The following is an 11,606-nucleotide window of genomic DNA, read 5'->3' on the forward strand; positions in this document are numbered from 1 at the left end:
CACCCAGTCGCCCCATTTCATCTCGATTTCACGCACGGTTCATCATAGCTTCATTCAGCACGCCTACCCTGGGTCACGATGAGCAAGCACGAAATACCGGGAGCCGTCACTGTGAAATCCCCTGCCACGAAGTACATCACCGCGCTCGGCCTCGCCGTCATCGGTGTAGCCCTCGCGGCTGGCGGAATCTATGTCGGCGAGACAGATGACGCCCCCGGCGCGGCGCTGCTGGGCCTTTTACTCATGATCGCCGCCCTGGTCTTCGCAGTGAGGATCGCGCGCCAAAAGCCCTAGCACAAGGCTGCCCCCAAGCAGCCACTGCCCCACTGCCCCACTGCCCCACCGCCTTACTGAATTACTGAATTACTGAATTACCGAATCACCGGCTCTCCAGTTCCCGCAGCCGCTTTTCCAAGAACCTCCGCTCCGGCTCCTGCTGGGTCAGCGCCAGAGCCCTCTCATACGACGCCCGGGCGTCCCCTTTCCTGCCCAGCCTGCGGCACAGATCCGCCCTGGCAGAGTGCGCCAAATGATACTCCTTCAACTGCCCTTGGGCGAAGAGGCCATCGATCAACACCAGCCCCGCCTCGGGCCCGTCCCTCATGGCCACGGCCACGGCCCGGTTCAGCTCAACGACTGGCGAGGGCACGGCACGCGCCAGCAGGCCATAGAGCGCCACGATCTGCGGCCAGTCGGTAGCAGCGGCAGAGCCAGCCTCAGAATGCACGGCCGCGATCGCTGCCTGCAACGTGTAGGGGCCGAAGCGACGCGAAAGCAGCGCCCGCTCCACCAGCTTCACGCCCTCTGCAATGAGGGCACGATCCCACTGCGTGCGATCTTGATCCTCCAGCAGGATCAGTTCACCCGATGGCGTCGTCCGGGCGGCACGGCGAGACTCCTGCAAGAGCATAAGGGCGAGCAGCCCCATCCCCTCGGGTTCAGGCAACAACTCCAGCAACAAACGCCCCAGGCGGATGGCTTCCGTCGAAAGATCAGCCCGCGTGAGCGACGCCCCTGCTGAGGCGGAGTAACCCTCGTTGAACATGAGATACACCACCTGCAGCACCGCATCCAGACGCGCTGGCAGTTCCTCCGGCGCTGGCACTTGGTACGGCAGGCGCTCGTCCCGGATCTTGGCCTTGGCCCGCACAATGCGCTGCGCCAGCGTCGGCGCGGTGGTGAGGAAGGCGCGTGCTATTTCCTCGGTCGTCAACCCGCAGACCTCCCGCAAGGTCAACGCCAGCCTCCCCTCCGGAGCCAGGGCGGGATGGCAGCAGGTGAAGATCAGCCGGAGCTGGTCATCTGGCACACTCTCGTCCGCCTCAATCCCCGCATCCGCCGGGGCGAAGTCGCCGCCGGGAAGCAGTTGGTCCGCGATCTTGTCCTGTGAGGCATCGAACCGTGCCCGGCGACGCAACCCGTCGATGGCCTTGTGCCGCCCGGTGGAGATCAGCCACGCCCGCGGGCTGGCAGGAAGCCCATCCTGCGGCCAGCGCTCCAGCGCCGCGGCAAAGGCGTCGTGCATCGCGTCCTCTGCCAGATCAAAGTCGCCCAGCAGCCGGATGAGCGTGGCGAGAATACGCCCCGATTCCGAGCGATAGAGTCCGTCCAGCGTTTCCCGGACCTGGGCGATAGGGGTTTCCGACATGGGCGCAGAGACGACTAGAAATCTGAAAACTTCAACCTGCCACCACTACAGCTTGTTCTTCGCCAATGCCCAGAAGGTGTAGATGGAGATAAGGGTGCCAAACGGCACATTCATGAGGTTCAACACCGCTGCCACGATGGCTGCCACCGGCGCCCAGTTGCGCCCCTTAGACAATCCCCATCCCGCCAGGAAGAACGGCAGAGCCAGACAGACGAAGAAGGCGGAAAAACCAAATCCGATGAGGACCGCAATGAGCACACCATCTGGTTTGGGATGAGTGAGCATGGGAACGCTCGTGCCCAAAAGAATAAATGGCACCGCAACCAAGGGCAGGAGCCCACAGACAATGTTTGCCCCAGCCAGGATGATCCGGTGCGGTCCTTTGCCCGCGGGACCTTCCACCAGGACGGAACGGATGGCGTCCATGTCTGACCGCAGTTGTTGCGGGGACATAGGGGGCTGGACAGACACAGATGAGGGGTAAACTGGGGGAAGAGATGGGTGTTGATTTTCCATGTTACCGATCAGGGTTGAGGTTTGCGCTTGGACTTTTCCCATTGGGCCAGATCCATCGAGTCGATCAGCCGCTGCATGATAGACAAGTATTCAAAGAGGGCGGTGCGCCCCGGATGCGTGAGCTCGTAAGTGGTATTGGGTCGCTTGCCGATGAAGCGCTTCGTGGCGGAGATATAGCGGATCGATTCCAGCTTCTGCAGGTGCAGCCCCAGAGCTCCATCGGCAGTCTTCAGCCGGGCCTTCAGCGTCGTGAAATCCAGCGGTCCTTCGGATTGCAAAGCGGTCAACACCCCCAGCCGCACCGGTCCGTGAACGGCGGTGTCCAGATTGGAAAAGTCGATGGGATGGGCCGCACTCACTCTATGTTTCAGATTACTCTTGATTTAAGAGTATTCGAATCGCGGAACTTGGCAATAGAGTTTTTTCGGAAGGGTTGCCGGCGGGCGGTGAGATGACCTGCCCAGTCAGTCGTGGCTGCCTTCGTGAGAAGGCGGTCAGGGAGGGTGGCTTGCAGGTCAGGGGTGCAGGTCGGGGCTTACAGTGGTTCGAACGTGCTGGGCTCCGGCCACGTACGCTTTCTCACGAAAGCATCCACAAGTATCAAGCATCGAGCTTCCCCGGTCAGTCGTGGCTGCCTTCGTGAGAAGGCGGTCAGGGAGGGTTGCTTGCGGGTCAGGGGTGCAGGTCGCCTCTTGCGGTGGTTCGAACGTGCTGGGCTCCGGCGACGCACGCTTTCTCACGAAAGCATCCACAAGCATCAAGCATCTAGCATCAAGCACCGGGCTACCCATCACCTCCCCAGCCAGCCGTGACCGCCTTCGTAAGAACGCGGTCAGGCACCGTTGATTGAGACCGCCGCGGAGACAAGACTTTCCGCACGGCCTAAATCCCCCCGGGACCTTCCCGCATTCTCACGAAGGCGGCCACCAGCTGCCCCTGCCCCTGCCATGCCCGGTCACTCCAGCTCCAGCAGCACCGGGAAGTGATCGGACGGAGTCCGGGGCAGGAAGTTCCGGAACTTCATCTCACGCGGAAACGCGACCAAGCCGGTCTCCGACACATCCTCCGATGGCGAGCGGTAGCTGTCGGTGAGCACGCCGTAGCGCAGCACCTTGAACCCACGGCTGTGAAAGACGTGATCAATGCGGCGGTCAGTGAAGGTACTTACCTTAAACCCGTTGGCCGTGCCGTTCAGCGCATAGCGCTCCTCGGCGGTTTCAAAGCCGTCCACCAGGAACTGGGAGTCATGAATATGCCGGTAGCTCTCACTGGTTTGATCCACATTGAAGTCCCCGGTGAGCACGGTGGGCTGTCCGTTGGCGATCTCATGGATCTTGGTCAGAATGAGTCGCGCACTCTCCAGGCGGGCCGTGGTGCCCTGATGGTCAAAGTGGGTGTTGAAGACATACAGCGTCTCGCGGGTCTTGTTCGACTCCAGCTTCACCCAGGTGCAGATGCGGTTGAACTTGGCATCCCAGCCGATCGAGGGCACATCCGGTGTCGGAGAGAGCCAGAACGTGCCGCTCTCTTTCAGCGTGAAGGCCTCCTTGCGATAGAAGATGGCCGCGAACTCCCCCGCATCGTGGCCGTCATCCCGCCCGCAGCCAGTGTGCGCATAGGCCGGAAGCTGGCTCTGCAGATCCTCCACCTGGTGGTGCAGAGCTTCCTGGATCCCCAGCACGTCGAACCGGTGAAAGCGGATCAGTGACGAGATGACCGGAGCCCTCTGCAGCCAGCCGTTCCCGTTCTCCCCGTCCTTCGGATTGTCGTACCGGATGTTAAAGGTGCCCACAATGACTGCCTGCGACGCCTGGGTTCCCAGAAGCAACAGCCCGATCGCGAGCATCAGACCAGCCAGGGGCCCTCGTATCATCTGTCGGCGGGAGGCGGCATGCCCCTGTGGACTGAAATGGCGCGCAATAGGACGGCATGATGCGGAGGCGATGTTCTTCATGGACAATGGACTGGGCAGATCACTCTTACAGCTTGGGATAGATCGATTCGATTCGTTCAGTTCAGCTTGCCCGCACCCGCGCTGGCAGATGGGGACTCCGCGAGCACACAAGCGGGCGGCGCGGCCGCCTCATGCGACGGAGGCAGAGGCACCTGCTCCACGGCCATGAAGACGGGTAAAAGACACACCACGGCCAGCAGGGAGACGCCAACGATGCCCGTGGCCAGCATCACCTCCAAAAGACTGAAGCCACCGCGTGAGGGAGAGGAAGATGCAGAAATAGTCATGTGAGGATGGGACACTGTCTTCAGAAGATTCTTTCCCAGAACCCGCGCCAGTTCAGACTGGAGCTGCATCATAGCTCAGCTTGCTCCGCACCGGCCTGCGCCGACGTCCCACCAGGGCCAGACCGCCCAGTACCAGCAACATCGGCACCGTGGGCTCCGGGGTGACCGCCATATAATAGTTGTCTGTGTAGAAGACGCCGCGATCCTGGTTCGTGGCAAAGATACCCCGGCCCACCGTGCCAAAGCCTGGCACCACCACCGTCTTGCCCGTGCCGCTCAGGACATTCGCCGTGACTTCACCCGAGCCATCCGCACCAAAATCATCCAGAGAGACATCCACAAACGTGAACGTGCCTGTGACGGCATCGTAGGTGATGGTGCCCTCCAGGCGGTACCAGTTGCCCGAGGTCAAGGTCGCCACCGAGTTGCCAAAGTAAGTGCCAGCAGCCCCTACCGCCCCCGTGGCCCCGTTGGCAGCACCGAGACTGAATCCCCCATCGGACGTGCGGGCCAGCCCCACCAGGATGGTATCTGCCGCCGTCACGCCCGTGCCAGCTCCGCTAAATGAGTTGAACTCCGTGTTCGCCCGGGTCCAACCAAACGACATGGCACTGCCGTTCACTCCTGCATTCCCGTTGTACTCCCCGTACATTGAGAAGGTGACGGTGGAACTGATGGTCATCGATGCCGTCACAGCACCGCCATTGTTACCAAACTCCAGCCCCGTGGATCCGCCCACCCCAACGTTCGCACTCAGCGTGGGATTCCGCTGCAGACTGAAGTCAAACAGGCCGGCATTCGCAAAGGTGCCGGAGTTGAAGTTCGCATCGATCACAGTGGCCGCCCACGCCGGAGCCGAGAGGCAGGCGAAGACAGCACAGGAGGCCAGTGCTTTGCACACGGTGGAAGGAGAAAGGAGCATGAGGAAGGAAGCGGCGGCTTATGGGGTTCAGGTAATAATTGCGTCTTGGGAAAGTCAGCCCCGGATGGGCGGCGGCAACGACAGGGGCTCGGGCACGACTGCCCCGGCAGCGGTGTTCCTGATCACACGCGCGCCCTGCTGCCCTGGTGACGATTTCGTCACCTCGATCAGACTGCATCCCGGCGCGAATCCCGTTTCCAGCTTCTCCAGGGACTCGTATGCAGTTCTGATCTCGATCAATTCGACCATTGGCGCGAGTTGATGCGGATTCGCGATCTCCTGTCCGCCAAGATTTTGCAAAACTTCTCACTTTTTCTGCAATCCCCTGCGCACCTTGCAATGCCTGACAGGGATGTGAAGACTATCTTTCCTCTTGATGCTGGACCTCTGCTGGAGGAGGCGTTTAATTGCCGTACAAGCTCCAGCCCCATCCTCATGAACCCCTCTTCTCCTGCCGAATCCTCCGGGAAGACTGCTGCAGAAGGACCGGCCAACCCAGGCGATGTCCTTCCCAGTGGCAGCCTCACCTCAGACGAATTGCTGCCGGTGATGTATGAGAAGCTGCGCCGGCTCGCGGCGTCCAAGCTGTTCCGCGAGTCAGGGCTGCAGACGCTGCAACCCACCGCCCTGGTGCATGAGGCGTGGCTGCGCCTGGCCACCTCCCAGTCAGACTGGGACAGCCACGCTCATTTCTTTGGTGCCGCCGCAGAGGCCATGAGGCGCATTCTGGTGGACCGGGCCCGGACCAAGTCCGCCGTCAAACGCCAGCTCACAGAAGATCCCGCGTTCTCCCAGAGTGATGAGCCTGCGGATGGCGATCACATCCTGCTCATTCATGAGGCCCTCACCCGGCTGGAGGCGGAGGACGCCCATGCGGCGCGCATCGTCATGCTCAAGTTCTTCAGCGGATCCACCAGTGAGGAGATCGCCTCCATGCTGGGGCAGAGCCTCAGAACGGTGGAACGGCAGTGGACCTTTGCCAAAGCCCGCCTCTACCAGATGATCCAGGAGGATCTGAACCGACCCTAGGGCCACGGAGCCACTGCCTGTGAACACCGCCGTTGAAGGAGCCATCTATGAAGTCGCGCTGTCGCTGGAGGACGCGGCGCAGCAACAAGCTTTCCTAGAACTCACCTTCCGGGATGATCCGCAGGCCCTGCAGCGGATGAAGTCGCTCCTGGGCGCGGCCAGTGAGGCGACCTCGTTTTTTCTGGAGGCGCGGGAGGCCCGCACGCATCTGGCCACGCAGCTCATGAGCGACCTGCCCCCCCAGAAGACGTCTCCCACTACGGCGGCGGCAGATCGTCCGCCGGAGGTGGGTTCCTGCATTGGGGACTATCTTCTGGTGCGGTGTCTCGGTGAAGGCGGCAGCGGCATCGTGTATGAGGCAGAGCAGGCCCAGCCCGTGAGAAGACGCGTCGCGCTCAAGCTCTTCTGGATCGATACCGGCAGTGCCATCACAAAGGCCCGCTTCGATGTGGAGCGCCAGGCGCTGGCCATCATGGACCACCCGAACATCGCGAAGGTGCTGGATGTGGGCGGCTTCCACAATGGCAGCCCCTACTTCGTCCTGGAGCTGGTGGAGGGAGAGTCCATCACCAGCTACTGCGATCGCGAGAAGCTGGATGTGCGGCAGCGCATCGCCCTCTTCATCGATGTGTGCGAGGCCATCCAGCACGCGCATTCCAAGCGGATCATCCACCGCGATATCAAGCCGTCCAACGTGCTCGTGAGCGGCCCCCGTCATCAACCCGTCGCCAAGGTCATCGACTTCGGCATTGCCAAGGCCGTGGCCACCGACACCAAGGTGGAGCCTCGCCTCACTGGTCACGATCACTTCCTCGGCACCCCGGCCTACATGAGCCCGGAGCAGGTGGAGATGATTGGCATCGATGTGGATACCCGCAGCGATGTGTACAGCCTCGGCGTGCTGCTCTATGAGCTGCTCACCTCCCAGACGCCGTTTGATCGCAAGATATTGATGAGCGCCGGCATGGCGGGTATGAGGAAACTCATTCTGGACAAGCAGCACCTGAAGCCCTCCGCCCGGCTTACGGAGGTGGGTGAGGAGGAGCTGAAGACCATCGCCACCGCCCGGCAGGCGGAGCCAGCGCGCCTGCTCGCCTCCGTGCGGGGTGATCTGGATGGCATCGTCATGAAGGCCCTGGAGAAGGACCGCAACAGCCGCTATGAGACCGCGAGCGCCCTGGCGCTGGATCTGAAGCGGCACTTGCAGGACAAGCCGGTGACAGCCCGCCGGCCCAACAACTTCTACACCTTCACCCGGTTCGTCCGGCGCAATCGCATCCCCTTCTATTCCGCTCTCGCCGGGATCACGGCGATCCTCCTGGGATTCGGTGCCTCCACGATGCTGTACCTTCGGGAGAAAGAGGCGCTCAGTGAGCAGGAGCGCCTGAGTCTGGAGGCCCAGAAGTCCCGCGATCAGGAACTGGCCCTCCGGCAGCAGGCCCAGGCCCGTGCCAATGTCTCACGCGCCGCCTTTCTGCTGGGTGAGGGCAAGATCAGCGAGGCAGAAGAGCTGCTCCAGCAGACGCCGCTGGTCTCCATCGAGCCCTCCAAGGAAGCCTCTTCCGTCTTCAGGACCCTGGGCAACTGGTACGCCACTTATGGCAAGTGGGCAGAGGCCGTGCAGTGCTATCGCCTCATGGCCCAGGCCACGCAGATGACCCGCCCGGAGGAGGTCCTGCGCGGCACGGACTTGCTCATCACCGCCCCCGCGTTGTTGGAGCTGGGTGATCGCAGCGCCTACGATGCCTTCCGCACCGAGACCCTCTCGCGTTATCTGCCGGTCACCGACTCCCTCCAGGCCGAGCACATCCTCAAGGCTTGCCTGATCGTGAAGACCTCACCGGAAATGCTGCAACAGATGGCCGATGCCGCCGCCACCTGCGAGGCTGCGGTGAAGGGGCACTATGAAGGCTCCTTCCCCGCCTGGGAGGCCTATTCACTGGCGCTCTACTCTTATCGCAAGGGTGAGTATGAAAAGGTCCTTGAGGTTGGTCAGGCAGCCCTGGCCGCTCCCAACATCCGCGAGATCTGCGCCGCCGGACTCCGCGCTATGATGGCCATGAGCCACCTCAAACTCGGCCACGAGGACGCCGCCAAGGCCGAGCTGAAACTGGCCAAGTCCGTCATTCGTCGCACGAGAGTGGATGAAGTGAGCGAGGAGAAAGTCATCTTCTTCAAGTGGTATGACTGGTCCGTCGCCTCCCTGCTGCTGAGGGAGGCAGAATCAGAGGTTCGAGCCCAAACACGCGGGCGGAAGAGCAGCACGTAGCAAGAAGCCGCACACGCAGCTCGTGGCCCGTGGCTGCATTCGTGAGAATGCGGAAGGGTCTAGGGTTCCTCTACGCGCACGCCTGCCATTCAGTCGCGGCATCCTCCCAGGCAACCCAACCCGACGCACAACCGCCTGAAAATCAACCACCTGCGCATCACAACACCCCCTCACCCTCAACTCCCTCTCCATAAAATCGCGTTACACCTCGCTACCCCGGGTCATTGGATGACTGAAACCCACTTTGCTTGTTGCGCCTCAGTCCACCCAGCCTATGAACCGCCGCTCCTTCTTCCAAACGACTGGCCTTGCCACTCTGGTCTCACAGCTTGCCGCGCAGACGCCGGCCACGACGAAAAAGGCAGACTACAAAGGCCCCGTCTTCAAGATCGGTAACATCGGCTGCGGAGGTCGAGGAAACTTTGTCTCCAGCATCATCGTGGAGAACCCCGGCTTTCAGATCGCCGCTGCATGCGACTATTTCGCGGACAAAGTCACGCCGTACGGTGAGAAATTCAACGTCCCCGCCGACAAGCAATTCACGGGACTGGATGGCTACAAGAAGATGCTGGAGCACGTGGACGCCGTGGCCATTCACAGCCCGCCGTTCTTCCATGTGCAACAGGCCGTCGATGCCGTCGCCGCGGGCAAGCATGTCCTCATTGCCAAGCCCATGGCCATCGACGTAGCCGGATGCGAGGCCATCCGCCAGCTCGCCAAAGATGCCGCCGCCAAGGGCATCGTGGTCGTGGCCGATGTGCAGTCACGCGGTGACGAGTTCTTCCAGGAAGGCATCAAGCGCGTGCATGAAGGCGCGATTGGCGACCTCCTCTACGGTGAGTGCCACTACGAGGCAGAGCTCATCCCCTGCAAGCATGATGACGCCCAGCCGGAAGGCCGTCTCCGGAATTGGATCCGCCACCGCGACCTCGCCGGGGACATCATCACGGAGCAGAACATCCACGCTCTGGACATCGTGAGCTGGGCTTTCGGCCGCCCCACCCGCGTCACCGGTCGCTGCGGACGCGCCGCCCGCCCAGATGACATCGGCGATGTGGCCGATCACTACTCCTTGCTCTTTGAGTTTGCCAAGGGCTCCGTCAGTTTCGCCTCCCGCCAGTTCAACGGCTGGGGATCCCCCTTCATGTGCGGGAATCGATTCGTCGGGAACAAAGGCATCTTCACCAGTGAGTTCGCCGGTCGCGTCATGATCCGCGGCGGCAAGGAAGCCTACTGGCCCGGTGGTGTCGCCACCAACCTGTATCGCACGGGTTCAGAGAAAAACGTCGAGCAGTTCCGCGCCGCCATCGCCGCCAAGGACCCCGGTGGCAACCCCACCATCGAGGGTGCCGTGGAATCCGCCTTGTTCACCTTGTTCGGCGAATACGCCGCCAAGACACCCGGCGGCGCGACCTGGGATCAGTTCATCGCCAACACGAAGCCCGTTGCACCGGATCTGGCAGGGCTGAAGGCGTGACCTGAGTATTCTCACACAAAGGCACGAAGGCACAAAGGAGGCGGGGTTTGCAACCCCGCTCATGTGACGCCGCATCGACTGCTGACGATCAATCGACCCCGGCAAAGTCGCCGGCAGGGTTGGAGTACCGCTTTTAAGCGGCTCAGTCGCACCACCCCTGACCCACACCTCCGGGTCATAGGGTATAACCACCCACAGCATCCCAAAGAGCCGGGACGGCTCTTCTACATTCCCTGACCCACGCCAACCGGTCAAAGGGAGGCGGGGTTTGTAACCCCGCTCATGTGACGCCGCATCGACTGCTGACGATCAAACGACCCCGGCAAAGTCGCCGGCAGGGTTGGAGTTCCGCCTTTAGGCGGCTCAGTCGTACGCCCCCTGACCCACACCACAAGGTCATAGGGTATAACCACACAAACCGCCGCTCCTTGTCTTGCTGGGCCACCCACATCCCCCTCCCCCCCTACGGCGGCACCGCCTTACCCTTTTCATTCCCCTTCCCCTCCTTCTCCTCAGTCCACTTGCGAATCAGTCTCCAGCCAAAAATGCAGATCAGCGAGCCGATCAACGCAGACACGAGATCCTCGGCACTGATGTGAATGTCCTCCCATCCAAAATCGATCTTCAACGCCCAGAACAAGAGCCCGCCAACAACCGCTCCGAGCATGCCGATACCGAGGTGCACCCAGCGGCCCAGCCCGGGTTTGCTCAGGGTGACGATGCGTCCTGCAAGCGTCCCGGCGATCAAGCCCGTGACGATCCACACGATGACTTTGGCAAAGGTCATGACAGTTTTGCAGTTACGCGACCAGAAGATGCCCCAAGCGACCCATTGTTAGGATCAGTCGAAACAAAAGTCAACGCTCGAGCCGCCCTCCACGGCAATGCTTCGTTTTTTGGATAGAGCGCAGCTCTCCACGCACCAAGCACCTCGCCAGCCAAGACGCATCATCCCGCGCCCTTCTCCGAGCGTAACAGATGCTTAATGCCTTCCTCCCGTCCTACGCGCCCCACGCCTCTCGCGCATTCCACCCCTCTCCCTTCGCCGTCCCCTGCCTCTGCCTCTACCCCGTGCGCATGATGAAGGACGCCGCTCACGGACACGATCGCTCCCGGGCCTTGCTGGCGGTAGGCATTGCGCTCATCGCAGCGCTGTTCTTCACCATGACCTATGTGCTCAATCGCGTGAGCGCCACGGGCGGCGGACACTGGGCATGGACGGCGTGTCTGCGCTACTTCATCACGCTGCCGATGCTGCTCCCACTCATGTCCTGGCAGGGTGGCATGGGCCCCGTCTGGCGGGCCATGGTGGCTCATCCCTGGGCGTGGCTCCGGTGCAGCGTCATAGGGTTTCTCCTGTTCTACTGCCTGCTCTCCTTCGCCGCCTCCAGCGGCCCCTCGTGGCTGATCGCGGGCAGCTTCCAGTTCACGGTCATCGCTGGCATGCTCTGCGCGCCGTTCATCTATCGGGACAAGCGCAAGCGCATCCCTCTGGCCGCCGTGG

The 11,606-nt window shown here is 61.9% G+C and carries 12 protein-coding genes; 5 read left to right on the forward strand and 7 right to left on the reverse strand.

Going from position 1 to position 11,606, the window contains the following annotated elements; translation table 11 throughout:
- Window positions 1-78 precede the first annotated feature (78 nt).
- The gene (locus BV106_RS26445) at window positions 79-294 is read left to right on the forward strand and encodes a hypothetical protein (protein WP_038169742.1); all 216 of its coding nucleotides are present in this window, start codon (window positions 79-81) and stop codon (window positions 292-294) included.
- A gap of 85 nt (window positions 295-379) precedes the next feature.
- On the opposite strand, the gene BV106_RS26450 is transcribed toward BV106_RS26445, so the two are convergent.
- The 6 genes from BV106_RS26450 to BV106_RS26475 form a co-directional block, all read right to left on the reverse strand.
- Window positions 380-1,648, reverse strand: a complete 1,269-nt coding sequence (locus tag BV106_RS26450) for an RNA polymerase sigma factor (protein WP_038169743.1) — start codon at window positions 1,646-1,648, stop codon at window positions 380-382.
- A gap of 45 nt (window positions 1,649-1,693) precedes the next feature.
- Window positions 1,694-2,101 carry a hypothetical protein gene (locus BV106_RS26455; protein WP_265596090.1) on the reverse strand — a complete coding sequence of 136 codons (408 nt, stop codon included), beginning with the start codon at window positions 2,099-2,101 and terminating at the stop codon, window positions 1,694-1,696.
- A gap of 71 nt (window positions 2,102-2,172) precedes the next feature.
- Window positions 2,173-2,523, reverse strand: a complete 351-nt coding sequence (locus BV106_RS26460; RefSeq protein ID WP_051946361.1) for a transcriptional regulator — start codon at window positions 2,521-2,523, stop codon at window positions 2,173-2,175.
- Window positions 2,524-3,119: 596 nt separating this feature from the next.
- The gene (locus tag BV106_RS26465; protein ID WP_038169746.1) at window positions 3,120-4,037 is read right to left on the reverse strand and encodes an endonuclease/exonuclease/phosphatase family protein; all 918 of its coding nucleotides are present in this window, start codon (window positions 4,035-4,037) and stop codon (window positions 3,120-3,122) included.
- 137 nt (window positions 4,038-4,174) lie between these two features.
- Window positions 4,175-4,405, reverse strand: a complete 231-nt coding sequence (locus BV106_RS26470; protein ID WP_265596091.1) for a prepilin-type N-terminal cleavage/methylation domain-containing protein — start codon at window positions 4,403-4,405, stop codon at window positions 4,175-4,177.
- A gap of 52 nt (window positions 4,406-4,457) precedes the next feature.
- Window positions 4,458-5,327: a PEP-CTERM sorting domain-containing protein gene (locus tag BV106_RS26475; RefSeq protein ID WP_038169749.1), complete on the reverse strand. Its 870-nt coding sequence runs from the start codon at window positions 5,325-5,327 to the stop codon at window positions 4,458-4,460.
- A gap of 435 nt (window positions 5,328-5,762) precedes the next feature.
- On the opposite strand from BV106_RS26475, the gene BV106_RS26485 reads away from it, so the two are divergent.
- The 3 genes from BV106_RS26485 (at window position 5,763) to BV106_RS26495 (ending at window position 10,102) form a co-directional block, all read left to right on the forward strand.
- Window positions 5,763-6,356: an ECF-type sigma factor gene (locus BV106_RS26485; RefSeq protein ID WP_081892313.1), complete on the forward strand. Its 594-nt coding sequence runs from the start codon at window positions 5,763-5,765 to the stop codon at window positions 6,354-6,356.
- Window positions 6,357-6,375: 19 nt separating this feature from the next.
- Window positions 6,376-8,625 (forward strand): serine/threonine-protein kinase, encoded by a 2,250-nt coding sequence (locus tag BV106_RS26490; protein ID WP_051946362.1) that lies wholly within the window; start codon window positions 6,376-6,378, stop codon window positions 8,623-8,625.
- Window positions 8,626-8,899: 274 nt separating this feature from the next.
- Window positions 8,900-10,102, forward strand: coding sequence for a Gfo/Idh/MocA family oxidoreductase (locus BV106_RS26495; RefSeq protein WP_038169752.1), 1,203 nt, complete (start codon window positions 8,900-8,902; stop codon window positions 10,100-10,102).
- Window positions 10,103-10,565: 463 nt separating this feature from the next.
- Here BV106_RS26495 and BV106_RS26500 read toward each other — a convergent pair whose 3' ends face one another.
- Window positions 10,566-10,889: a GlsB/YeaQ/YmgE family stress response membrane protein gene (locus BV106_RS26500; protein ID WP_063768001.1), complete on the reverse strand. Its 324-nt coding sequence runs from the start codon at window positions 10,887-10,889 to the stop codon at window positions 10,566-10,568.
- A gap of 290 nt (window positions 10,890-11,179) precedes the next feature.
- Here BV106_RS26500 and BV106_RS26505 point away from each other — a divergent pair.
- Window positions 11,180-11,606, forward strand: a 427-nt coding sequence (locus BV106_RS26505; RefSeq protein ID WP_265596092.1) for a multidrug resistance efflux transporter family protein, incomplete at its 3' end; no start/stop codon positions are given.

Origin of the sequence: Verrucomicrobium sp. BvORR106, from assembly GCF_000739655.1 — a bacterium.
Classification (GTDB): domain Bacteria; phylum Verrucomicrobiota; class Verrucomicrobiia; order Verrucomicrobiales; family Verrucomicrobiaceae; genus Verrucomicrobium.